Raw genomic sequence first — 24,871 nt, 5'->3', positions numbered from 1 at the left:
CCTGACCGGGCTGGTTCCGGCCGGGCGGTCGACCAGCCGGGGACGACCGCGGCTGGTGACGCGGATCATGGTCGGCGGGCATAACCCGTGTGGTGGCGAATCGTTGAACCGCTAACCCCCGTCATACCGCCCCGTGTTTCCCCCTCACGAAGGCGACCGCCGTGACCGTCGCTCACCTCCTCCGTCGCTTCCCGTCCGCGCCGACCACGCTGTCGGTGCTGGTCGCGCTCCTGGCCGGTGCCAGCCTGGCCGGTCTCCTCCGGCCACTGGCGGCGACCACCATGGCCGGCGCGGTCGGTTGTGCCCTGGCCACCGTCCGGCTGTTCCGGTCGGCCGCCACCTCCCGGCGGTCCCGCCGGGCCGCCGCCCCGCTCAACGTCGCGGTGACGGTGGCCGGGCTGACCGTGGCGGTGTTGCCACTGGTGCCGACGTCCTGGCGGGCCGGGGTCGTGGCGACCGGGTTCGGCGCGGTCGCCCTGGCCGGTGCGATCGGGCTGCTCCTGCTGCCCGGCCATGTCCGGTTGAGCTCCCGGGCCCGGCTGCGCCGTGGGGTGGACGTGCTCGGGTCCGGCACCGCCCTGCTCTTCGCCGGCTGGGTGCTGGTCCCGCCCGGCCCGGTGCCACCGGTGGTCCGGGTGGTCACCGTGGTCGGCGCGGTCGGACTGGCCGGGCTGCTGGTGAGCGCGCTGGCCGACCGCCGTCGTCGCCCGGGGGCGGCCCGCTGCCGGGTCGGGGTGGCGGCCGTCCTGCTCGGGCTGGCCGTCCTGGTGGGGCTGTTCGCCTACCGGGCGTCGGAGGTGTCGCTGCTGACGGTGGTGCCGCTGCTGGTCGGTGGGGCGTTGCTGACCGCGGCGGGGATGGCCCGGGTCGCGGCGGGCGACCCGGCCGACCCGGCGGGTGCGCCGCCGGCCTGGCCCCGGGTGACGGCACCGGCGGTGGTGGCCACCGTGGCGGCGGGCGGGCATCTGGCGTTCGCCGACGGGTTCACCCCGACCGCTGTCCTGCTGGGGCTGGCGGTGATCCCGTCGCTGGTGGCCCGGGAGTTGATCTCCGTGACCGACAACCGCCGGTGGGCCGGGCGGCTGGCCGCCCGGGAGGCGTACTTCCGGACGTTGGTCTCCGGGGGCCGTGACCTGGTGGTGGTCCTCGACGACGGGCTGCGGGTGCAGTGGCTCTCGGCGGCCGGTGAGCGCTGGTTCGGGCTGCGCCAGGACGACGTGTGCGGGCTGCCGCTGGCCGGGTTGCTGCACCCCGACGACGCGCCGGGGGTCCTGGCCCGACTGGCCGCCCGGTCCGACGGCGGTGCGCCGCCGCTGCTGGTGGCCCGGATGCGTACCGGCGACGGCGGCTGGCGGGAGATCGAGTCGACGGTGAGCGACCAGCGTGCGGTGCCGGAGGGGGCCGCGGTGGTGCTGCACGTCCGCGACGTCGGGGACCGTCGCCGACTGGAGCGGGAGCTGCGGCGGGTCGCGGCCACCGACCCGCTCACCGGGTTGGCCGACCGGCAGGAGCTGCTGCGTGTGCTCGGCGCGCGGGGTGGCCCACCCGGTGCCCTGCTGCTGGTCGACGTGCACGTGCCCGTCCCGACGCAGGGTGGTCCGGCGCCGGTGGGCAGCGACGCCCTCCTGGTCACCACCGCCCGCCGGCTGCGCGACGTGGTCGGCCCCCGGGACCTGGTCGCCCGGTTGTCCGCGGAGGAGTTCGCGGTGGTCACCGACGCCGGGTCGGTGCCGGCGTACGCGTTGGGCGAACGGCTGCTGGCCGCATTGACCGAACCGTGCCTGGCACCGACCGGGATGGCCCGGTTGCGGGTCGGCGTGGGCCTGACCGAGCTGACCGGGGCGGCACCGCAGGACGTGCTGCGCCAGGCCGACCTGGCCCGTCGCCGGGCCGTGCAGCTGGGGCGCAACCGGATCGAGTGGTACGACGCCTGCCTGGAGGAACAGCTGGTCCGTCGGCTGGACCTGGAGCGGGAACTGCCCGGTGCGGCGGCCCGGGGTGAGCTGGACCTGGTCTACCAGCCGGTGTTGGCGTTGGCTGATCGGCGGCCGGCCGGCATCGAGGCGTTGCTGCGGTGGCGCAGCCCGGTGCTCGGCACGGTGCTGCCGGCCGAGTTGCTGCCGGTCGCCGAGGATCTGGGTCTGCTCGGTGAGTTGGGGCGGTGGGTGCTGGACCGGGCCTGTCGGCAGCTCGCCGACTGGTCGACCGGGGGGCGGGAGCTGTGGTTGGCGGTCAACCTGACGTTGGCCGAGCTGTTGGCCCCGGATCTGGTGCCCCGGGTGGAGGCGGTCCTGGCCGGGCACGGCTTGCCGGCGGAACGGCTGGTGCTGGAGATCGCCGAGTCGAGGCTGGGCGCGGACCTGCCGACGGTGGTGGCCCGGTTGGCCGGGCTCCGGTCGATGGGGGTGCGTGTCGCGTTGGACAGTTTCCGGGCGGAGCACGCCTCCCTGGCGCAGCTGCGTCGGCTGCCGATCGACCTGCTCAAGGTGCAGCCCCGGCCGGCCGGGCCGGATGCGGAGACCCGCCCGCTGATCGACGTGGTGGTGGGCCTGGGGGAGCGGTTGGGGGTGACCGTGGTGATGGCGGACCTGGAGTCGGAGCCGGAGGTCGACCGGGCGACCCGGGCCGGCTGCCGGTACGGCCAGGGCTTCGCGTTGGCCCGTCCGGCCACCGCCGAGCGGGTCGAGGCGTACTTCGAGGAGTTCCCCACGTCCTCCCGGTGACCTGCGCCGGTACGAGTTGACTTAACCGGTTCACCTGACCTGGGGCGGTGCGGTGCTGCCGCGCGGGGTCAGGTGCGCCGTCTCGTCCTGGAGCCCGCCCACCGACTCCCCGGCGATGACGGCGAGCAGTTGGCGGGCCGCGTGCGCGCCGTAGGCGGGAATGTCCCGGCCGAGCGCGGTCAGCGGCGGGTGCACCAGTTGGCACAGGGGCGAGTCGTCCCAGGCCACGATGGACAGATCGGCGGGTACGCCGAGGCCCATCTCCTGCGCCACGGAGAGCCCGGCGATCGCCATCACGTCGTTGTCGTAGATCACCGCGGTCGGGCGTCGGGCGGAGCTGAGTAGCCGCCGGGTGGCGCGGGCGCCCTCCTCGCCGGTGTAGTCGGACCACACGGTCGCCGCGTCGGTGAGGCCGAGCCGGCCGCACACCTCGGCGAAGGCGTCGGTGCGGATCTCGGTGTGCAGCAGCGAGGGCAGCCCACCGACCCGGGCGATCCGTCGGTGGCCGAGGGCGACCAGGTATTCCACCGCCTCGGCCAGCGCCGCCGCGTCGTCGGCCCAGACGTGGGCCAGGGTGCCGGTGTGCCCCGGCCCGCCGATCACCACGGCGGGTAGTTGCAACTCCTCCAGGGCGGGCACCCGGATGTCGTTGGTCCGCAGGTCGCAGACGAGGACGCCGTCGACGCGCCGCTCGGCCCACCAGCGTCGGTAGACCGCGATCTCCGCCTCCTGGTCGGCGACCACCTGGAGGGTCAGGGCGTACGACCGGGCGGAGAGTTCGGCCTCGACACCGCTGATCAGCTCCATGAAGAACGGTTCGATGCCGAGTATCCGGGCCGGTCGGCACAGGGCCAGGCCGACCGCGTCGGCGGTGGCGCCGGAGAGTGCGCGGGCGGCGCTGCTGGGGCTGAAGCCGATCTCGGCGGCGATCGCCAGGATGCGTTGCCGGGTGGCCTCCGAGACCCCCGGTTGCCCGTTGAGCGCGTACGACACCGCGCCCTTGGACACTCCGGCGCGTCGGGCGACGTCGGCGATGGTCGGCCGCTTCACCGGTGTGTCTCCTCCACTTCTCACGGCCTGGGTGGGCCGTCGACGGGGGCCGGAATCACCGGCGGTGCCCACGCTACCGGTGCCTGGTCCGGTCGACGCTCCCGGCCGGGGTGCTCCGCCATTACCGCTGAGCGGGATTCGCTTGCCCGGTTAAGTGTACGCGGCGGGAGGTGCGTGGTGGCGGTATACCAGCGCGCCGAGCAGGGCGGGGAGGCACTCCGGCCCTGCCCTCGCGGTTCGATGGGCACGCCCAGGTTGCCGGTTCGAGGCGCTGTTGACCGGCCGTTGACACCGTGTGGGGTGGCCCGTACGGTGGCCTCACTTATCCGGTTCAGTCAACGCCTGTCGATGTCATGGGCGTCCCCGATGTGTGCGCGGAGGATGAGATGAGACGGTCCTGGACCCACTGGGCGCGCGCGGCGGCGGTCGGCGTCGTCAGCCTGACGATGATCGCCGCGTGCAGCGGCCGGAGCGCCACCGACTCGGGCGGCGGAGGCGGCCAGGTCACCCTGAAGATCAATTTCTGGGGCGACTTCGGTCTCCAGGACCTCAAGACCCGCTACGAGGCCGACCACCCCAACGTCAAGATCCAACTCAACTCGGGCGAGTACAACGCCCAGCACGAGGATCTCCAGAAGAAGCTCGTCGCCGGTTCCGGCGCGGCCGACATCGCCGCCATCGACGAAGGCTTCATGGTCCAGTTCCGTAGCCAGTCCGACAAGTTCGTCAACCTGCTCGACAAGGGCGCCGGCTCCTACGAGAGCAAGTACCTGCCGTGGAAGTGGAAGCAGTCGTTGTCGGCAGACGGCAAGACCCAGATCGGCCTCGGCACCGACGTCGGCGGCCTGGCCATGTGCTACCGCACCGACCTGTTCGCCGCCGCCGGGCTGCCCACCGGGCGGGACCAGGTCTCCGCCCTCTGGCCCACCTGGGACAGGTTCATCCAGGTCGGCCAGGACTACACCGGCCGGACGAAGAAGAAGTTCCTCGACTCCGGCACCAACCTGTTCAACCCGATCCTGGGGCAGCAGCCCGTCGGCTTCTACGACGAACAGGAACAGCTCCGGATGGAGCAGGGTCCCAAGGTCGCCTTCGACTACACGATCACGGCGGTCCAGGCCGGACTGTCGGCCAACCTGGCCAGCTTCCAGGCCGACTGGGACAAGGGCTTCACCGCCGGCTCGTTCGCCGTCCTCGCCTGCCCGGCGTGGATGCTCGGCCACATCAAGGACACCGCGCCCGGCACCCAGGGCAAGTGGGACATCGCCGCAGTGCCCGGTGGCGGCGGCAACTGGGGTGGCTCGTTCCTCACCATCCCCAAGCAGGGCAGGCACGTCGACGAGGCGTACCAGCTGCTGGAGTGGCTGGTCCAGCCGGAGCAGCAGATCGAGATCTTCAAGAAGGTCGGCAACCTGCCCTCGCAACCCGCGCTCTACGCCGACCCGGCGATCGCCGAGTTCAAGAACCCGTTCTTCAACGACGCGCCGGTCGGGCAGATCTTCCCCAGGATGGCGCAGGGGCTGACCCCGCAGTACCTGGGCAGGAAGAACGGCCCGACCCGGGTGGCCGTGGAGAACGTCATCAACCGCGTGCAGAACAAGACCCTGAAGCCGGATGCCGCCTGGGCCGAGGCGGTCAAGGAGGCCGAGAAGGCCGGCAGGTCCTGACCGTCCGCAGCCCCGTCCCGTCCCGGCCCCGGAGGTGTCCCGTGCCCACCACCCGAGCCGCGCCGCCGTCGAGTCACCGCCCCGGGTCGGCATCCGCCGCCGGGACGGGTCGCCCGTCCGGCTGGCGCGACCGGCTGTACCGCTTCGACATGCGCTACCTGCCGTACCTGATGATCGCGCCGTTCTTCCTGCTCTTCGGGGTGTTCGGGCTGTTCCCGTTGCTGTTCAACGGGGTCGTCGCGCTGCGCAACTACCGGCTCGACGACCCGACCCTGCCCTACTGGGCCGGCGTCGCGAACTTCACCCGGCTGCTCGGCGACGAGGACTTCTGGAACGCGCTCTACAACACCTTCGGCATCTTCCTGCTCTCCTCGGTGCCCCAGTTGCTGCTGGCGCTGGTGGTCGCGTCGCTGCTCAACCGCAAACTGCGGGCGCAGACCTGGTGGCGGGTCGGGGTGCTGCTGCCGTACGTCACCCCGATCGTCGCCTCGACGATGGTGTTCAGCGCGTTCTTCTCCCGCAGTTTCGGGATGGCGAACTGGCTGCTCGCCGAGGTGGGCATCGGCGCCACGGGGGACGCGGCGATCGACTGGCGGGCCGACAAGCCGCACGCCTGGATCGCCATCGCCACCATGGTCAACTGGAAGTGGATCGGCTACAACGCCCTGCTCTACCTGGCCGCCATGCAGTCCATCCCGCGTGACGTCTACGAGGCGTCGGCGATCGACGGGGCCGGCCCGTGGCGGCAGCTGTGGCGGATCACCGTACCGATGATCCAACCGGTGATCGTCTTCACGGTGGTGTTGTCCACCATCGGCGGGCTGCAACTGTTCACCGAGCCGATGCTGTTCGACCTGAACGCGCAGGCCGCCACCGGCGGACCGAACGGCGAGTGGCAGACCATCGCCCAGCTCATCTACAAGGTCGGCTGGAAGGACCTCAACCTCGGCTACGCCGCCGCGATGTCCTGGGCGCTGTTCCTGATCATCCTGCTGGTGACCGGCCTCAACACCCTGCTGACCAACCGCCTGTCGGGCGGTCGCCGGTGAGCGCGAGGAACGCAGCGCAGCGGAGTCCCGCAGTCGCGAGCGGAAGGGGACACCGGTGAGCGCGAGGAACGCAGCGCAGCGGAGTCCCGCAGTCGCGAGCGGAAGGGGATCGGTGAGCGCGAGGAACGCAGTGCGCCGGCCCGCGCTGTCGGGGCGCGCGCCGCAGGACACCCCGGCCGGTCTCGGCACGTACCTGCTGCTGTCGTTGACCTTTCTGTTCGCCGCGTTCCCGCTGTACTGGATGTTCGTGATCGCCACCAGCGACGACGAGGCGCTGGCGAAGCTGCCCCCGGCGGTCGTCCCCGGCAACCGGTTTTTGGCCAACCTGGAGGAGGTCTTCTCGCTCCAGGACGTCTACTTCGCCGCCTCCCTGGTCAACAGCGTCATCGTGTCGACCGTGGTGACCGCCTCGGTGCTGTTCTTCTGCTCGCTGGCCGGGTTCGCCTTCGCCAAGCTGCGGTTCCGGGGCAGCGACACGCTGATGCTCCTGGTGGTGCTCACCCTCACCGTCCCCAACCAGCTCGGCATCGTCGCGCTCTACATCGTGATGGGCCGGCTCGGCTGGAACGGCACCCTGCTGGCGGTGATCGCGCCCGGTCTGGTCACCGCGTTCGGGGTGTTCTACATGCGGCAGTTCATCGTCAACGGCGTCCCGGACGAGCTGGTCGAGTCGGCCCGGGTCGACGGGGCTACCACCATGCGGATCTACCGCAGCATCGTGCTGCCGGCGATCCGCCCGGCCCTGGCCGTGCTGGGCCTGCTCACCTTCGTGGCGACCTGGAACGACTTCCAGTGGCCACTGATCACGCTCAGCGGCACCGACTACCCGACCTCGATGGTGGCCGTCTCCGATCTGGCGAGTGGCAACTACGTCATCTACCGTCGGGTGCTCGCGGGGGCGTTCATCGCCACGGTGCCGCTGCTGGTGATGCTCTTCGTCGGCGGCCGGCAGATCGTCCGGGGAATCATGGAAGGCGCGGTGAAATCGTGAACCGTCTGGCGTTGCACGAGGGTTGGCAGTTGCGCGCGGTGTCCGGGCCGCAGGTGCCCGACGCCGTCGCCGGGCGGTCGATACCCGCCACCGTGCCGGGGTGTGTGCACACCGACCTGCTCGCCGCCGGCCTGATCGACGACCCCTACCTCGACGACAACGAGACGGCGTCGGCCTGGATCGGCCGCACCGACTGGGAGTACGCGGCCACGTTCGTGCACCGGCCCGGCGACGACGACCGGGTCGATCTGGTCTGCGCCGGGTTGGACACGGTCGCCACGATCACCCTCAACGGCGTCGAGGTCGGCCGCACCGCGAACATGCACCGGTCGTACCGGTTCGACGTGGCCTCGGCGTTGCGGCCGGGGGAGAACACCCTCGCTGTCCGGTTCGACTCGGCGTACCGCTATGCCGGGGAGCAGCAGGAACGGCTCGGTGACCGGCCCAACGCCTACCCGGAGCCGTTCGCGTTCATCCGCAAGATGGCCTGCAACTTCGGCTGGGACTGGGGGCCGACGCTGGTGACCGCCGGGATCTGGCAGGAGATCGGGTTGCACGCCTGGTCCACCGCCCGGCTCGGCACCGTCCGTCCACTGGTGACGGTCGTCGACGGCTGGGGCCGGGTCGAGCTGCACGTCGAGGTCGAGCGGGTGGCCGACGTGCCACTGACCGTCCGCGCCGAGGTCGCCGGGGTGACCGGCGAGGCGACCGTCGCGGCCGGGCGGCGTACGGCCGCGCTGACCCTCACCGTCGCCGACCCCGAACTGTGGTGGCCCCGGGGGTACGGCGCACAGCCGCTGCACCCGCTGGTGGTGACCCTGGCGTCGCCCGACGGCACCCCGTTGGACACCTGGTCACAGCGGATCGGGTTCCGTTCGGTACGCCTGGACACCACCCCCGACGCCCACGGCACCCCGTTCACCCTGCACGTCAACGACGTGCCGGTGCTGGTGCGGGGGGTCAACTGGATCCCCGACGACGCGTTTCCCACCCGAGTCACCCGGGACCGGCTGGCGCACCGGTTCACCCAGGCCGCCGACGCCAACGTCAACCTGCTGCGGGTCTGGGGCGGCGGACGTTACGAGTCGGGCGACTTCTATTCCCTCGCCGACGAGCGGGGCCTGCTGGTGCAGCAGGACTTCCTGTTCGCCTGCGCGGCCTACCCGGAGGAGGAGCCGTTCGGCACGGAGGTCGAGGCGGAGGCGCGGGAGCAGGTGACCCGGCTGGCCGGGCACCCGTCGCTGGTGCTGTGGACCGGCAACAACGAGAACATCTGGGGCTGGCACGACTGGGATTGGCAGGAGCCGCTGGCCGGGCGCACCTGGGGGCGGGGCTTCTATCTGGACCTGCTGCCCCGGGTGGTGGGCGAGCTGGACCCGACCCGCCCGTACTGGCCGGGCAGCCCGTGGTCGGGTGTCGAGGACATCCACCCCAACGACCCGGCGCACGGCACCACCCACATCTGGGACGTCTGGAACACCGACGACTACACGAAGTACCGCGAGTACGTCCCCCGGTTCGTCGCCGAGTTCGGCTACCAGGCGCCCCCGGCGTACGCGACGCTGCGCCGGGCGTTGTCCGACGAGCCGCTGGCGCACGACTCGCCGGGGATGGCCCACCACCAGAAGGCGGCCGACGGGGACGCCAAGCTGCGACGGGGTCTCGACGCGCACCTGCCCGCCCCGGCCGACTTCGACGACTGGCACTACCTGACCCAGCTCAACCAGGCGCGGGCCATCCAGCTGGGGGTGGAGCACTTCCGGTCGCACCGGGACGTCTGCTCCGGCACCATCGTCTGGCAGCTCAACGACTGCTGGCCGGTCACCTCGTGGTCGGCGGTCGACGGTGACGGTCGCCGCAAACCCCTGTGGTACGCGCTGCGCCGGGCGTACGCCGACCGGTTGCTCACCGTCCAGCCCCGCGACGGTGGGCTGGCCCTGATCGCGGTGAACGAGACCGGCACCCCGTGGCGGGCCCCGGTGACGGTGACCCGGTCGACGTTGACCGGCGAGCCGAGGGCGAAGACGTCGTACCCGCTCGACGTGCCGGCGTACGCGGCGGTGGCGGTGCCGTTGCCGGCGGACCTGGCGGTGGCGGAGGAGGAGCGCCGGGAACTGCTGGTCGCCGAGGCCGGTGCCAGCGCCGAGCGGGCGTTGTGGTTCTTCGCCGAGGACCGGGACGCGCAGTGGCCGGCGGCCCGTTTCGACGCGACGGTGGAGCCGGTCGTCGGCGGGCAGCGGGTCCGGGTCACCGCGCGGACCGTGCTGCGTGACCTGACGCTCTTCCCGGACCGGCTCGACCCGGCCGCCGAGGTCGACGCGGCGCTGGTCACCCTGCTGCCGGGGGAGTCGGTGACGTTCACGGTGACCTGCGGTGCGCCGCTGGACCCGGCGGCGTTGACCGCCCGGCCGGTGCTGCGCTGCGTCAACGACCTGCTCGACGACGCGGCCCCGGCCCCGGGGGGCTGACGGGACGGCCCGGGGTGCCCGTGCCACGGGTCCGGCCCGGCCGCCCCGACCCACGCCGGTCGGCAGCCCGAGCCCTCCTTCCCGTCGGGTGTGGGGCAGGAGGGGCCCTTGACAGCTCTGACCTGATCAGCGAGGGTCGATGCGTTCCGGGTGCGGCGGCGCGCTCCTCCCCTCGTCTGCGAAGGGCAGCCGTGATGTCGCCTGCGTTCACCCGCCGTCAGCTGATCCGCCTCGGCGGGGCCACCCTCGTCGTCGTCGCCGGCACCGGTAACGGGCTTCCCGCCCTGGCCGCCGGCACTGGCTTCGGCCTGCCGGCCCTGGCCGCCGGCACCGTCACCGCCGACCTGGTGGTCTACGGGGCCACCTCGGCCGGCATCGTCGCCGCCGTGCAGGCACACCGGTTGGGGCGCACCGCCGTGATCGTCGAACCGGGCAGCCACGTCGGCGGGCTCACCACCGGTGGGCTCGGCTACACCGACAGCGGCACCAGCGCCGCCATCGGTGGTCTCGCCGGGGAGTTCTACCGCCGGGTGTACGCCAGGTACCAGGGTGTCCCGGTCACCCCCGATTCGCCGATGCGGCTGGTCTTCGAGCCGCACGTGGCCGCCGGGGTCTTCGACGAGCTGCTCACCGAGCACGGGGTGCCGGTCTACCTGAACGCGCGGCTGACCACCGTGCAGCGCAGTGGGGACCGGATCACCGGCCTGGTCACCGACAACGGGCAGCTCTTCACCGGCCCGATGTTCGTCGACGCGACCTACGAGGGTGACCTGATGGCCGCCGCCGGGGTGGCGTACACGGTCGGGCGGGAGGCCAACACCGCGTACGGCGAGACGATCAACGGGGTGCAGCTGCGCGGGGCACACCAGTTCACCCTGCCGGTCGACCCGTACGTGGTGCCGGGCAGCCCGGCCAGCGGGCTGCTCCCCGGCATCTCCGCCGCCCCGGTCGCGGGCAACGGCACCGGTGACGACCGGATCCAGGCGTACAACTTCCGGATGTGCCTGACCCAGGCCGCCGGTCGGGTCCCGTTCCCGCAGCCGGCCGGCTACGACCCGGCCGACTACGAACTGCTGCTGCGGTACGTGCAGGCCGGGTATACCGGGCCGTTCTTCACCACGCAGAGCGTCGGTGGCGGGAAGACCGACTCGAACAACACCGGGGCGTTCTCCACCGACTTCATCGGCGTGAACTACGCCTACCCGACGGCGACCCGGGCGCAGCGGGACAGCATGGTCGCCGACCACCTGACGTACCAGCAGGGGCTGATGTGGTTCCTGGCCAACGACCCCCGGCTGCCGGCGTCGGTCCGGGCGGGGGTGGCCCGCTGGGGCCTGGCCGCCGACGAGTTCACCGCCACCGGCGGGTGGCCCCCGCAGCTCTACGTCCGCGAGGCCCGCCGGATGGTGTCGGCGTACGTGATGACCGAGCGGGACTGCCGGGGCAGCGTGCGGGCCGCCGACTCGGTCGGGTTGGCCAGCTACACCATGGACTCGCACAACTGCCAGCGGGTGGTGGTCGACGGGTTGGTGAAGAACGAGGGCGACGTGCAGGTCGGGGTGCCCGGCCCGTACCCGATCAGCTACCGGTCGATCGTGCCGACCACCGGGCAGTGCGCCAACCTCCTCGTCCCGGTCTGCCTGTCGGCCAGCCACATCGCCTACGGCTCGATCCGGATGGAACCGGTCTTCATGATCCTCGCCCAGTCCGCGGCGACGGCGGCGCTGCTGGCGGTGGATGCCGGGGCGCCGGTGCAGCAGGTCGACGTCGCCGCCCTCCAGGCCCGGTTGCGCCGGGACGGGCAGATCCTGAGCTGGCCGCCCACCGCCGACGGCGAGATCGTGGTGGACAACCGGGCAGCCGGGGTCACCCGGGCCGGGGTCTGGGTGAGCAGCACCGCCATCGGCGGTTACTGGGGGTCGGACTACGAGCACGACGGCAACACCGGCAAGGGTGTCAACCGGCTGCGGTTCACCCCTGCCCTGCCGACGGCCGGGAGTTGGGCGGTCCAGTTGCGCTGGACGGCGGACCCGAACCGGGCCGGCAACGTCCCGGTCGACGTGGTGCACGGCGGTGGGGTGACCACCCGGGTGGTCGACCAGCGCGCGTCGGGCGGGCAGTGGGTGTCGCTGGGGACGTACCAGTTTCCGGCGGGGACGGCCGGCAGCGTGCTGATCCGCACCGAGGGCACCGACGGGTACGTCGTCGCCGACGCGGTCCGCTTCCTGCCGGCCTGACCCGTGCTCACTTCTCGAAGACGGCGAGGACGTTGAGCCCCGGCCCGGACTTCAGGGTGCCGACGATCCGCAGCCCGTGCTGGTTGCCACGGCGGATCATGGAGTACGCGTAGAGTACGTTTTCGCGGCACGCCGTCGAGCCGGAAGGAGGTCAGAACAATGTCCGATGTTCTGCGCCCCCTCCGCGTCCCGGCGTCCACGCGGATCTGACCGGGGCGTTCGCTTTCCGGAGGATTCCCCATGACCGACCTGGTCATCCGCCCGCTCGTCGCGGGCGAGGAAGATCTGTTCGAGTCCATGCCCGACCCGCTGCCCCAACTGCGCAAGGTCGGTTACGCCGACGGTGTCGCCGGGGGTGGCTACCGGCCCGAGCGCACCTGGATCGCCCTGCGGGGTGGCCGGGTGGTGGGCCGGGCCGCGTGGCTCCTGCCACCCGGAGCTGTCGGTGCGCCCTGGCTGGACCGCTTCGACCTGGCCGCCGGGCCGGAGGTGGGTGCGGCACTGCTGCGCGCGGCCCACGAGGCGCTCGGTGGTCCGCACCGGTACTACGCCGGCTTGCCGGCGCACTGGCGGCGTCGGCCGGAGGTGCTGGCCGTGGTCCGGGCACCGCTGGCGGCGGCCCGGCTCGCCGGGCTGGTCGAGCGGGGTGAGCGACTCCGGTGCTCGTGGGCGGGCACCCCACTGCCGGCGGCCTCGGGCCGTTACGCCTTTCGGCCGGCCACCGACAGCACGGAGATCGACTCCCTCGTCGGCCGGATCGCCGAGCCGGACGTGCTGACCGGCCGCGAGATCGCCCAGGCGGTGGCCGGGGTGGACCTGGCCAGGGATCCACGGGCCTGGCTGGCCGGCCCGGCCACGACCTGGCGGGTCGCCCTGGCCGCCGGGGAGCCGGTGGGGTTGGCCGGGGCGGCCGGGGATGCCTGTTTCCCGATGCTCGGCTACGTCGGCGTGCTCGACCCGTCGGCGCGCGGCGACCTGCTGGCCGACTCGGTCGCGGCGTTGGCGGCCGACGGCGCCCGGGAGGTGGTGGCCGACGTGGACGCCCACCGGGTGGCGGTGGTCGCCGAGCTGGAACGCACCGGTTTCCGGCAGTTGCGCTCCCGGTTGATCTTCGCGCCGGCCGACGGTGCGCTCTCGGCGTCGACCAGCGATCCGGGGCGGCCACGCTGACCACTGCGGCCGTGCTTGGTCGGCAGGGCGTCGACTGACCCTTGCGGTGTGCCCCCGGCAGGTTCGCCGGGGGCACACCGCGCGATCCGCCCCGAAGCGGGAGTCACGAACCACGCGACAGGTGAATTGAAGAATTGTGCAAGTGCTAAAGTCTTCACGTCGTCGAACGGGAAGAAGGTCGCCGGTGTCGGTGCCGCTGTACCAGGCCAAGGCGGAGCTGTTCCGCACCCTCGGTCACCCCGTACGCATCCGGGTGCTCGAACTCCTCCAGGACGGGCCGAAGCCGGTCCGCGACCTGCTCGCCGTCATCGAGGTCGAGCCGTCCAACCTGTCCCAGCAGCTCGCCGTGCTGCGCCGGGCCGGCATGGTCACCTCCTACCGGGACGGCCCGCTGGTCATGTACTCGCTGAGCACCCCCGACGTGGCCGACCTGCTGGCCGCCGGCCGACGCATCCTCGGCACCGTCCTCACCGACCGCGACGCCCTCCTCGACGAACTCCGCGCCGGCACCGCCGACCCGGTCGCCGGCAGCACCGCAGCCGTACCCGCCGCCGGACCGTCCGGTCCCGTCGTGGCCGGCGACGGGCCCCGTACCCCCGTCACGAACGGCCCACCGACCCGGCCCGGCCGGTGAGCGTCGCCGCCGTCGCCGACCGGGTCCTCGGCCTGCTGCCCGACCGCGCCGACTGGCAGGCGGTACGCCGGGCACCCCGCCGGGACCTGGTCGCCGGGCTGACCGTGGCCGTGGTGGCCCTGCCGCTCGCCCTCGCCTTCGGCGTCACCTCCGGGCTGGGGGCGCAGGCCGGGTTGGTCACCGCCGTCGTCGCCGGGGCGGTGGCGGCCGTGTTCGGCGGCTCCCACCTCCAGGTCTCCGGCCCCACCGGGGCGATGACCGTGGTGCTGGTGCCGGTGGTGCAGCAGTTCGGCCCGACCGGGGTGCTGATGGTCGGCGCACTGGCCGGGCTGCTGCTGATCGCCCTCGCCCTGGCCCGCCTCGGGCGGTACGTCCGCTACCTGCCTACCCCCGTCATCGAGGGCTTCACCGCCGGCATCGCCGTGGTCATCGCCCTGCAACAACTCCCCGCCGCGCTCGGGGTGACCGACGCGCACGGCGACCGGGTCTGGGCCGTCGCCGCCGACGCGGTCGCCCGGTTCGTCGTGCACCCCCGGCCGGTGGCGTTGGCCGTCGCGCTCGGGGTGGCGGCGCTGATGCTGCTCGGCGCACGCTTCCGGCCCGGCGTACCCTTCTCGCTGCTCGGGGTGGCCGCCGCCACGGTGTTCGCCGAGACCGCCCCGGTCGAGCTGGTCCGGATCGGTGCGCTGCCGCAGGGGTTGCCCACGCCGTCGCTGGGCTTCCTCGACCCCGGCGCGGTCGGCGTGCTGCTGCCGTCGGCGCTGGCGGTGGCCGCGCTCGCCGCGCTGGAGAGCCTGCTGTCGGCCACCGTCGCCGACGGGATGACCGTCGGGCAACGGCACGACCCGGACCGGGAACTGTTCGGTCAGGGCCTGGCCAACCTCGCCTCGCCGCTGTTCGGCGGCATCCCGGCCACCGCCGCGATCGCCCGCACGGCGGTCAACGTCCGCGCCGGGGCGTCGTCGAAACTGGCCGCGCTCACCCACGCGGTGGCGCTCGCCGCGATCGTCCTCGCCGCCGCCCCGCTGGTCGGCCGGATTCCGCTCGCCGCGCTGGCCGGGGTGCTGCTCGCCACCACGGTACGCATGGTCGAGGCCGGGTCGCTGTGGGCGTTGGCCCGCGCCACCCGGGGCGACGCCCTGGTGCTGGTGCTCACCTTCGTCGTCACGGTCGCCTGGGACCTGGTCACCGCCGTCGCCGTCGGGGTGGCCGTGGCGGTGGTGATCGCGCTGCGCGCGGTGGCCCGCAGCGCCCGGCTGGAACAGGTCCCGCTCGACCGGGGGGAGCACAGCGCCGAGGAGCACGCCCTGCTGGCCGAGCACATCGTGGCCTACCGGCTGGACGGGCCGCTGTTCTTCGCCGCCGCGCACACCTTCCTGCTGGAGCTGTCCGAGGTCGCCGACGTCCGGGTGGTCATCCTGCGGATGTCGCGGGTGTCGGCGCTGGACGCCACCGGCGCGCACGTGCTCGGCGACGCCGTCCGGCGACTGCGGGGCCGGGGGATCACTGTGCTGCTCTCCGGCATCACCCCCGACCACGACCAGGTGTTGGCGACCCTCGGGGTGGCCGACGAGCTGCGCCGCGACGGGCTGGTCTTCGCCGACACCCCGGCGGCCATCGCCCACGCCCGGGACCTGCTGCGGGGCACCGTCACCACCTGACGGTGGTCGGCCGGCTCACGCGGCGGTGGGCGACCACCGTCACCCACCGCCGCCCGGTGGGCGGCGCGCACCTCGCCGCCCCCTCGGCGCCCCGGCCGGCCCGCAGCCTCCCCGGTCAGGCCGGAGCCGTAGCGGTCAGGCGCAGAGCGGCGTGCTGGTGTACGTGGTGCCGTTGTAGACGACCTCGCCGACCGCGCAGATCGTCGAGTTCTGGCCGTCAAGCTGGTCGCCGTAGTACTGGGCACCGGTGCCGCCGTACCACGGCGTCGACTTGCGCGGGCTGTCCCGGTAGGCGGTGACCTGGACCCGGTTCGGGGTCACCCGGTTACTGATCTTGCCCCAGTTGGTGCCGCAGGTGGCGCTGTACCGCAGCTCCACCACGGCCAGCGTGGTCGCGCCCTTCATGATGTACGCCGGCTGGCTGGTCGCGTTGCGGGCGTCGGCCGAGCACTGGGTGTTGATCGGGTCGGTGCCGTCGCAGCCGGTGGTGGGGCAGCCGGCGCTCGCCGGGCTCGCCACGAGCAGGCTCGCGGCGACCAGGGCGCTGGCGGCCAGGGTGGCCAACGTCCGGTGGACAGCCCTCGACGTTCGGGGTGCGGTGGTCATCGTTCCTCCGATGTGGATGGTCGACTTTCGGACCGGGTTGGGTCGACTCCCATCTCTACCTTCCGTCGACAGTCGTCTCTACGCTGTGTGGCGTTGGACAATCAATAGCCGGCGCTGGTCAATCAACCCGAGGAGTCACGGTGGCCCGGACGGAGCGCCCGCTCGATCCCGACGCCGACCCGGTGCAGGCGTTCGCCGCCGAGCTGCGCAGCCTGCGCGACCGGGCCGGCCGGCCGACGTACCAGGCGATGGCCCGCCGGGCCCACCGGTCGTCCAGCTCGCTGTCCGAGGCGGCCGGCGGCCGGAAGCTACCCACCCTGGACACCACCCTGGCGTACGTCCGGGCGCTCGGCGGCGACGAGACGGCCTGGGCCCGGCGCTGGCACCGGGTCGCCGCGAGCACCCCCGATCCGGCGGCCGACGACCGCGCACCCGGCACCGCCGAGTCCCCGCCCGCTGCCGATTCCCTGCCCGCCGTCGAGCCCTCGCCCGTCGCTGGTTCCCCGCCTACCGTCGAGCCTCGGCCCGCCGTCGGGTCCTCGCCTGCTACTGAGCCCCCGCCTGCTGCCGAGTCCTCGCCCGGCGGCCGACCGGCGCTTGCGGCGCCGGCCGGTCGGTCCGATCGTCGGCTGCTGCTCCCCGCTGCCGGGGCGGGCCTGCTCATGGTGCTCGCCGTCGGCCTGGCCTCGATCGGCTGGCGCTCCGTCGACCAACCGCCGGTCACCTCGGCCACGTCCGGCCCACCCGCCGGGGTGCCCGACCCGACACCCACCGGGTCCGCTTCCGCCCTGCGGGTGCACGACGGGGCGGACCCCAAGGACGCCGGGTGTGCCGCCGACCCCGCCGTCACCACCGTCGACAGCGCTGCGGTGCTGATCGACGAGCGGGTGATCGGCCTGGTGGAGCTGAGATACTCACCGGTCTGCGGGGCGAGCTGGCCCCGGTTCATGCCGGCCCCGGCGGGCACCCCGACCGTGCCCCGGCCGGCCCGGGTGGTGCTCGCCGTCACCGACGGGGACACCCCGGCCCGCAGCCACGACTTCACCATCGACTACGCCGGCATCTCCGCCTACGGCAACCTGCTCACCAGCACCCGGACCTGCGTCTGGGCCGAAGTGCGGATCACCGGCGCGGGCTGGACGTCACCGCCGGCCCGGACCGGCTGCTACCGGGGCGCCACCCAGGTCCGCCCGATCCCCTGAACCCGCCCCGGCAGCCGTCCCGGTCATTCCCCCGGCTGGCCGATGATGGGAACGCGGGAGCCGCCTGACAGAACGCAGAACTCGCTCGGGCGGGAACTCTCGCTGTGCATAGTTGCGACTACGGTGGGACCGGCGCGAGCGCCAGCACGCGGCCCGTGAGGAGACACCACCGAGTATGACCGTGAACGGGTACCTGTCATGATCGACCGATTCGCGCGACCCCCCGCGTCCGCCCGGGACACACTGGCCGTCCCGTTGAGCCTGTCTGAGCTGGAGCAATATCTGGCCAGGGCTGCTGATCTGCTGCGCGGCAGCATCGACCAGGCGGACTTCAAGGCGTACATCTTCCCGCTGGTGTTCTTCAAGCGGATCAGCGACGCCTACACCGAGGAGTATGAGCGGGCGCTCGCGGAGTCGGACGGTGACCACGAGTACGCGTCGTTCGCCGAGAACCACCGTTTCGGCATTCCGGAGGGCAGCCTGTGGGAGGACGTGCGTGCCCGCACCCAGAATGTGGGGCAGGCCCTGGTGACCGCCTTCCGGGCGATCGAGAAGGCCAACCCGGACGTGCTGTACGGCATCTTCGGCAGCGCTGCCTGGACGAACAAGGACAAGCTGCCCGACGCCAAGCTGCGTGACCTCATCGAGCACTTCTCGACCAGGACGTTGAGCAATGCGGTCGTCGCACCGGATGTGTTCGGGCAGGCGTACGAATATCTCATCAAGCGGTTCGCGGACCAGTCCAACAAGAAGGCCGGTGAGTACTACACCCCGCGCCCGGTGGTGAAGCTGCTCGTCGACATCCTGGATCCGCAGGAGGGTGAGACGGTCTACGACCCGGCGTGCGGCACGGGCGGCATGCTCATCGAGGTCATCGAGCACGTGAAGCGCCAGGGCGGTCGGCCGCAGACCCTCTGGGGCAGGCTGTTCGGCCAGGAGAAGGTGCTCGCCACCTCCGGCCTCGCCAAGATGAACCTGCTCCTGCACGGCGTCGAGGACTTCAAGATCGCCCAGGAGGACACCCTCCGGTCGCCGGCCTTCTACGACGGCTCGCGCCTCGCCCAGTTCGACTGTGTCATCGCCAACCCGCCGTTCTCCCTCAAGAACTGGGGCGACGTGGCCTGGGGCACCGACCCGTGGGGCCGCAACCGCCTGGGGGGAGTACCGCCCAAGGGTTATGCCGACTGGGCCTGGGTCCAGCACATGATCGACTCGGCATCGCCCGGGACCGGTCGGGTCGCCGTCGTGCTGCCGCAGGGCGCGTTGTTCCGCCAGGGTGCCGAGGGGCGCATCCGTGAGTTCGTCTTGAAGGCGGACCTGGTCGAGGCCGTGATCGGTCTCGCACCGAATCTCTTCTATGGCACCGGCCTCGCCGCCTGCGTGCTCATCCTGCGCCGCCGCAAGGCCGACGAGCGCAAAGGCAGGGTGCTGTTCGTCAACGGCGAGACGCTGTTCAAGCGCGGCCGTAACCAGAACACCCTCGAACCCGAGCACGCCGACGCCCTGCTGCGCGCCTGCCGGGAGTTCGCCGAGGCGCCCGGCCTGGCGGCGGTCGCCACGCTCGACGACATCCGGGGGCACGGCTTCAACCTCAACATCCCGCTGTACGTCGCCCCGGCCGACGGGGGCGACCAGCCGACCCTGGAGCAGGCCCTGACCGACCTCGAAGCGGCCCACGCCGCTGCCCGGGAGACCCGCGCCGCGTTGGAAGCCGAACTCGCCCGGTGGGGCCTCGCCCCGGCGGAGGTGACGGCGTGAACGCCCGCATCACCCAGCGCGAACTGGAGTCGTACCTGTGGGGCGCAGCCGTCGTGCTGCGCGGCCTCATCGATGCCGGCGACTACAAGCAGTACATCTTCCCGCTGGTCTTCCTCAAGCGGCTCTCCGACGTCTACGACGAGGAGCATGCAGCCGCGCTGAAGGTCTACGGTGACGACGAGTTGGCCGACCTGCCGGAGAACCACCGTTTCGCCATCCCCGACGGTGCCCACTGGCAGGACGTCCGCAAGGTCGCGAGCGACGTGGGCACGGCGATCCTCACCGCCATGCGGGCGATCGAGTCGGCCAACCCGGACACCCTGGCCGGTGTCTTCGGCGACGGCGACTGGGGCAACAAGAATCTGCTCCCCGACGCGACCATCAAGCAGCTCGTCGAGCACTTCTCCACCAAGACGCTCACGGTGGCCAACCTGCCCGAGGACGAACTCGGTCAGGGGTACGAGTACCTCATCAAGAAGTTCGCCGACGACTCCGGCCACACCGCGCAGGAGTTCTACACCAACCGCACCCTCGTCCACCTGATGACGATGATGCTCAGGCCCGAGCCGGGGGAGTCGGTCTACGACCCGACCTGCGGCACCGGTGGCATGCTCATCTCCACCGCCGCCGAGCTGCGCCGCCAGGGCAAGGAGTGGCGCAACCTGCGCCTGTACGGGCAGGAACTCAACTACGGCACGTCGGCCATCGCCCGGATGAACCTGTTCCTGCACGGCATCGCCGACGGCCACGTCGCGCACGGCGACACGCTCACCAGGCCCGCCTTCCTCGATCGCGGCGGTCAACTGAGAACCTTCGACGTGGTGCTGGCCAACCCCCCGTACTCCATCAAGGCGTGGAACCGCACCGCGTTCACCAACGACCCGTACGGCCGAAACATGTGGGGCGTTCCGCCGCAGGGCCGCGCCGACTATGCCTTCTTCCAGCACATCGCCGCCAGCCTCGACCAGAGGACCGGCCGCGCCGCGATCCTCTTCCCGCACGGCGTGCTGTTCCGCCGGGAAGAGGCGGCTCTGCGCGAGAAGTTGGTGCGCTCCGACCTGCTGGAAGCCGTCATCGGACTCGGAGCCGGGCTGTTCTACAACTCGCCCATGGAGGCCGTGGTGGTCACGCTGCGCGCCAGTAAGTCCGCCGAGCAACGCGGCAAAGTTCTCTTCATCAACGCGGTCAACGAGGTCGCCCGCGAACGGGCGCAGTCGTTTCTGCGCGTGCAGCATCAGGATAGAATCCTTGCCGCATACGAGGCATTCGTTGGCGACGGAGGCTTTGCGGCTGTCGCGAGTCTCGACCAGATTGCCGACAAGCAGTACAGTCTGGCGATCCCGCTCTACGTTGTTCCCAACGCTACGGCTCATGAGGACGGGCGGACGAGCGTCACTGAGGGAATGACCGTATGGCGAGCCGCTGCCACGGAGGCCGATGTCGCGCTTGACGGCGTACTCGCACTGCTGCGACAGGAGGTAGCCCCGTGACCCTCAACCTCGACAGGAGCAGCTGGAAGCGTGTGGCCTTCGGTGACGTGGTCAGGAACCTGAACGTCACTGTGCGAGACGCCGAAGCTGCTGGGATCGACCGCGTGATTGCCATGGAGCACCTCGACCCCGGTGAGTTGAGGATCAGCCGTTGGGGCACTGTCGAGGACGGCAGCACCTTCACCCGTCGTGTCCGGCCCGGGCAGACCCTGTTCGGCAAGCGCCGTGCCTACCAGCGTAAAGCTGCCTTTGCCGAGTTCGACGCCATCACCTCTGGGGATATTCTCGTCTTTGAGGCGGACGATACCCAGCTCCTGCCCGAACTTCTGCCCTTTCTTGTGCAGAGTGAAGGATTCTATGATCATGCCCTGGGTACGTCGGCCGGCTCGCTGTCGCCGCGCACGAACTGGCGGGACCTGGCCAACTACGAGTTCGAGTTGCCTTCGGTTGACGAGCAGCAGCGCCTTGTGAGGCTTCTCTGGGCCGTTGAACGCCATCTTGGCGCCGTTCGACAGGTCCGGGGGGTCCTCAAGGAGGCATATCTACAGGCGCGTATGGCATTGCTGACTGTTGGGCCGAATGGACCGTGGCGTACGGCTGCCGTTCCCCTCGACGCTGCTGATTTTTGGACTCGGAACGTGCCGAAGGGTTGGACGGCGGCAACGGTCAGCGACGTGAGTACCGTCCGATCCGGTGCTACTCCTAGTCGCTCACAGCAGGCCAGATATTTTGACGGCGGAACTATACCGTGGGTGAAGACCCTCGACCTGAACGAGTCGGTAATATTGGTTACCGACGAGCGGATCACTGATTCGGCGGTGTCGGAAACGTCTGCCATGGTCCTGCCGGAGGGTACCGTTCTCGTTGCAATGTACGGCGGATTCGGTCAGATCGGGCGCACTGCTCGACTGGGTGTCGACGCGGCTACCAATCAGGCAGTGAGCGCCTTGCTTGATCTGCGGAAGGAGGTGCTTCCTCAGTTCATGCACGAGGTCCTCAAGGCTGGCAGATCCAAGTGGCGAAAAGTTGCAGCCAGCTCTCGAAAGGACCCAAATATTACTAAACGGGATGTCGAGAGGTTTGATTTTCCCCTCCCTTCGGTCGGCGAGCAGAAGCAGATACTAGATTTGCTGGCGCTGATTCAGGGAGCAATTCATAAAATCGAAAAAAATAGCGCTTCTCTGACGGTCTTCCGTAGGGCGCTTCTCGCTGACATCTTCCGAGGTGGGCGGTGACGTTCACCGAGGCAAACGCGGTCCGGGACTTTGTGCGGGATCTTGTCGCGTCTACCGACACTCAGTTCGTGGCCGGCAGGGAGTTGCCGCGTCGAGCGGACGAGGTGTTGCTGGAGGGGCCGGTCACGGAGGCGCTGCGGCGGTTGAACCCGGCGATCGAGGCCGACCCCCGACGGGCGGACGAGGTCATCCATCACCTGCGGGCGATCATCCTGGCTGCCCGGCGTACGCCGAATCCGGTGGTGGCGAACGAGGAGTTCGCCGCGTGGCTGACCGGGCAGAAGTCGATGCCGTTCGGCCCGGCCGGGGAGCATGTCACGGTCCGGCTCGTCGACTTCGACAACCCGGAGCCGAGCGCCAACCAGTGGATGATCTCCACGGAGGTGACGTACAAGGTCGGGCGGGTGGAGCGCCGTTTCGACCTGGTGCTGTGGTGCAACGGCTTCCCGTTGGTCGTGGGTGAGGCGAAGTCCCCGGTCCGGCCGGCGTACACGTGGATCGACGCGGCGGCGCAGATCAACGAGGACTACGAGGTCAACGTCCCAGCCTTCTTCGTGCCGAACGTGTTCAACTTCGCCACCGAGGGCAAGGGCTTCCGCTACGGCTCGGTCGGCATGACGGTCGACCTGTGGGGCCCGTGGCGCGAGGAGACCGCCGATGACGCCCCGACGCCGAGCGGCCTGGCGGCGGTGCGCGCGGCCGTCGCGGGCGTGCTGTCACCAGCGGCGGTGCTGGACTTCCTGCGCTTCTTCACGGTCTTTGCCACGGACAAGAAGCATCGCAAGATCAAGATCATTGCCCGCTTCCAGCAGTTCCAGGCGACGAACCTCATCGTGGCGCGGGTGCTGACCGGCGAGATCAAGCAGGGCCTGATCTGGCACTTCCAGGGTTCGGGCAAGTCGCTGCTCATGGTGTTCACCGCGCAGAAGCTGCGTGCCACGGCCGGGCTGACGAACCCCACGGTGATCATCGTGGTCGACCGGATCGACCTGGACACCCAGATCACCGGCACGTTCAACGCCTCGGACGTGCCGAACCTGGTCTCCACCGACAGTCGCCGTGAGCTGCAAGCCCTCCTCGGTACGGGCGCGCGCAAGGTCATCATCACCACGGTGCACAAGTTCGGCGAGGCACCCGGGGTGCTGGACGACCGCGACAACATCATCGTCATGGTCGACGAGGCCCACCGTTCCCAGGAGGGCGACTATGGCCGCAAGATGCGCGAGGCCCTGCCGAACGCGTTCCTGTTCGGTCTGACCGGCACTCCCATCAACAGGCGCGACCGCAACACTTTCATGTGGTTTGGGTCCACTTTGGACGACGGTGGCTACCTGTCGCGGTACTCGTTCCAGGATTCGATCCGGGACGGGGCGACGCTGCCGCTGCACTTCGAGCCGCGCCTGTCGGAGATCCACCTCGACGCGGCGGCGATCGACGCCGCGTTCGCCGAGCTGGCCGAGCAGCATGGGCTGACCGAGGCCGACAAGAGCACGCTGTCACGGCGGGCCGCCTCGTTGGAGTCGCTGATCAAGGCCGACGGGCGGGTTCGCCGGATTGCCGCCGACATCGCCGGGCACTTCCGGGCGAAGGTCGAGCCGCAGGGCTTCAAGGCTCAGGTGGTGGTCTACGACAAGCCGACCTGCGTCGCCTACAAGGCGGAACTCGACAAGCTCCTCGGCCCCGACGCCTGCACCGTCGTCATGAGCCACAGCGCGCGGGACCCGAAGGGATGGAAGGAATACACCCCCGACCGGGTCGAGTTGGAGCGGATCACCGCCCGGTTCAACGACCCGGCCGACCCGCTGAAGATCAGCATCGTGACTGCCAAGCTGCTCACCGGGTTCGACGCGCCGATCCTCTACGCGCAGTACGTCGACAAGCCGCTCAAGGAGCACAACCTGCTCCAGGCGATCACCCGCACCAACCGGGTCTACCCGCCGGCCAAGACACACGGTCTGATCGTCGACTACCTGGGCATCTTCGACGACGTCGCCAAGGCGTTCGCCTTCGACGAGAAGAGCGTCCAGCAGGTCATCAGCAACATCGACGTGCTGCGCGGTCAGCTCGGCCCGGCCATCCAGGCCGCGCTGGCCTTCTTTCCCGGCGTCGACCGGACCGTGGGCGGCTACGAGGGGCTCATCGCCGCGCAGACCGCGATCAGCGGCGACGCGGCCCGCGACGCCTTCGGCCAGGCATTCAGCGTCGTCGCCCAACTCTGGGAGACCCTCAGCCCCGACCCGGTCCTCTCGACCCACCAGGCCGACTACCGGTGGCTCACCGACGTCTACGAGTCGGTGCGGCCGGCGGACGTCGCCGGCCGGCTGGTATGGCACACCCTCGGCGCGAAAACCCTGGAACTCATCAACGCGCACGTCACCGTGGAGGTGCCCCGCACCGACCTCGACACGATCGTCCTGGACGCCCAGGTGATCGAGGACCTGATGTCGGGCCGGCCAACGGACGTCGACCCCATCGAGGTCGAAAAGTGGATTACCGCCCGCATCGCCAGGCACCTGGGTAATCCTGTCTTCATCGAACTCGGCAAGCGGCTCACGGCACTGCGGGAGAAGTACGCGCACTCCCAGCAGGCCAGCCTGGAGTTTCTCAAGGAGCTGTTCCTCCTGGCCAAGGACACCGTGGCCGCAGAGAAGGAAGCCGCCGAGGTCCCCCGCGAGGAGCAGGGCAAGGCGGCCCTGACGGAGCTGTTCCAGTCCCTCAGGGGCAACGGAACCCCGATCATCGCCGAACGGATCGTCGCCGAGGTCGACGAGGTCGTGCGGGCGGTGCGCTTCACGGGCTGGCAGGACACCCGCGACGGCGACCGCCTGGTCCAGCAGGCCCTCCGCAAGACGCTCTACATCAAATTCAAGATCCGTGACCCCGACGTGTACGAGCGGGCCCTCGGCTACATCCGCGAGTACTACTGACGG

At 70.9% G+C, this 24,871-nt stretch carries 15 protein-coding genes and 1 pseudogene; 14 read left to right on the top strand and 2 right to left on the bottom strand.

Annotation, left to right across the window (positions count from 1 at the left end; genetic code table 11):
- Positions 1-161 precede the first annotated feature (161 nt).
- Positions 162-2,723, top strand: a complete 2,562-nt coding sequence (locus AB0K25_RS14380) for an EAL domain-containing protein (RefSeq protein ID WP_357534673.1) — start codon at positions 162-164, stop codon at positions 2,721-2,723.
- 30 nt (positions 2,724-2,753) lie between these two features.
- Here the strand turns inward: AB0K25_RS14380 and AB0K25_RS14375 are convergent, their stop codons facing one another.
- Positions 2,754-3,773 (bottom strand): LacI family DNA-binding transcriptional regulator, encoded by a 1,020-nt coding sequence (locus AB0K25_RS14375; RefSeq protein WP_219468045.1) that lies wholly within the window; start codon positions 3,771-3,773, stop codon positions 2,754-2,756.
- Positions 3,774-4,159: 386 nt separating this feature from the next.
- Here AB0K25_RS14375 and AB0K25_RS14370 point away from each other — a divergent pair, with 386 nt between their 5' ends.
- The 8 genes and pseudogenes from AB0K25_RS14370 to AB0K25_RS14335 all read left to right on the top strand — a co-directional run bounded on the left by AB0K25_RS14370 (position 4,160) and on the right by AB0K25_RS14335 (position 15,650).
- Complete coding sequence (locus tag AB0K25_RS14370) at positions 4,160-5,440, top strand: extracellular solute-binding protein (RefSeq protein ID WP_219468048.1); 1,281 nt, start codon at positions 4,160-4,162, stop codon at positions 5,438-5,440.
- A gap of 149 nt (positions 5,441-5,589) precedes the next feature.
- Positions 5,590-6,489 carry a sugar ABC transporter permease gene (locus AB0K25_RS14365; protein ID WP_219470741.1) on the top strand — a complete coding sequence of 300 codons (900 nt, stop codon included), beginning with the start codon at positions 5,590-5,592 and terminating at the stop codon, positions 6,487-6,489.
- A 112-nt stretch (positions 6,490-6,601) separates the two neighbouring features.
- Positions 6,602-7,480: a carbohydrate ABC transporter permease gene (locus AB0K25_RS14360; protein ID WP_308291043.1), complete on the top strand. Its 879-nt coding sequence runs from the start codon at positions 6,602-6,604 to the stop codon at positions 7,478-7,480.
- Complete coding sequence (locus tag AB0K25_RS14355; RefSeq protein ID WP_357534668.1) at positions 7,477-9,948, top strand: glycoside hydrolase family 2 protein; 2,472 nt, start codon at positions 7,477-7,479, stop codon at positions 9,946-9,948. The genes AB0K25_RS14360 and AB0K25_RS14355 overlap by 4 nt, the downstream gene beginning before the upstream one ends.
- Before the next feature lie 194 nt (positions 9,949-10,142).
- Entirely contained in the window at positions 10,143-12,185 is a 2,043-nt protein-coding gene (locus tag AB0K25_RS14350; protein ID WP_357534666.1) for an FAD-dependent oxidoreductase, read from the top strand.
- Between the two features lie 240 nt (positions 12,186-12,425).
- The gene (locus AB0K25_RS14345) at positions 12,426-13,355 is read left to right on the top strand and encodes an acetyltransferase (RefSeq protein WP_357534664.1); all 930 of its coding nucleotides are present in this window, start codon (positions 12,426-12,428) and stop codon (positions 13,353-13,355) included.
- Positions 13,356-13,539: 184 nt separating this feature from the next.
- Positions 13,540-13,860 (top strand): annotated as a pseudogene (locus AB0K25_RS14340) (metalloregulator ArsR/SmtB family transcription factor); the annotation flags it as partial.
- Positions 13,861-13,985: 125 nt separating this feature from the next.
- Positions 13,986-15,650 carry a SulP family inorganic anion transporter gene (locus tag AB0K25_RS14335; RefSeq protein ID WP_357534662.1) on the top strand — a complete coding sequence of 555 codons (1,665 nt, stop codon included), beginning with the start codon at positions 13,986-13,988 and terminating at the stop codon, positions 15,648-15,650.
- 135 nt (positions 15,651-15,785) lie between these two features.
- On the opposite strand, the gene AB0K25_RS14330 is transcribed toward AB0K25_RS14335, so the two are convergent.
- A complete protein-coding gene (locus AB0K25_RS14330; RefSeq protein ID WP_219468063.1) occupies positions 15,786-16,256 on the bottom strand; it encodes a DUF2690 domain-containing protein in 471 nt (156 codons plus the stop codon).
- Positions 16,257-16,396: 140 nt separating this feature from the next.
- Between AB0K25_RS14330 and AB0K25_RS14325 the strand changes: the two genes are divergently transcribed.
- The 5 genes from AB0K25_RS14325 to AB0K25_RS14305 all read left to right on the top strand — a co-directional run bounded on the left by AB0K25_RS14325 (position 16,397) and on the right by AB0K25_RS14305 (position 24,868).
- Entirely contained in the window at positions 16,397-17,458 is a 1,062-nt protein-coding gene (locus AB0K25_RS14325) for a helix-turn-helix domain-containing protein (RefSeq protein ID WP_219468068.1), read from the top strand.
- Positions 17,459-17,713: 255 nt separating this feature from the next.
- Positions 17,714-19,216 carry a class I SAM-dependent DNA methyltransferase gene (locus AB0K25_RS14320; RefSeq protein ID WP_357534659.1) on the top strand — a complete coding sequence of 501 codons (1,503 nt, stop codon included), beginning with the start codon at positions 17,714-17,716 and terminating at the stop codon, positions 19,214-19,216.
- Positions 19,213-20,706, top strand: a complete 1,494-nt coding sequence (locus AB0K25_RS14315) for a class I SAM-dependent DNA methyltransferase (protein ID WP_363820454.1) — start codon at positions 19,213-19,215, stop codon at positions 20,704-20,706. The genes AB0K25_RS14320 and AB0K25_RS14315 overlap by 4 nt, the downstream gene beginning before the upstream one ends.
- On the top strand, positions 20,703-21,941 hold the full coding sequence (locus tag AB0K25_RS14310) for a restriction endonuclease subunit S (protein ID WP_363820451.1): 1,239 nt from the start codon (positions 20,703-20,705) through the stop codon (positions 21,939-21,941). Before AB0K25_RS14315 ends, AB0K25_RS14310 begins: the two co-directional genes overlap by 4 nt.
- Positions 21,938-24,868, top strand: coding sequence for a type I restriction endonuclease subunit R (locus tag AB0K25_RS14305; RefSeq protein ID WP_363820448.1), 2,931 nt, complete (start codon positions 21,938-21,940; stop codon positions 24,866-24,868). Before AB0K25_RS14310 ends, AB0K25_RS14305 begins: the two co-directional genes overlap by 4 nt.
- Positions 24,869-24,871: the final 3 nt, after the last annotated feature.

Origin of the sequence: Micromonospora sp. NPDC049257 (assembly GCF_040678915.1) — a bacterium.
GTDB lineage: Bacteria > Actinomycetota > Actinomycetes > Mycobacteriales > Micromonosporaceae > Micromonospora > Micromonospora antibiotica.
Note: the sequence above shows the minus strand (reverse complement) of the source record. Positions and strands in the feature narration are given on the sequence as shown.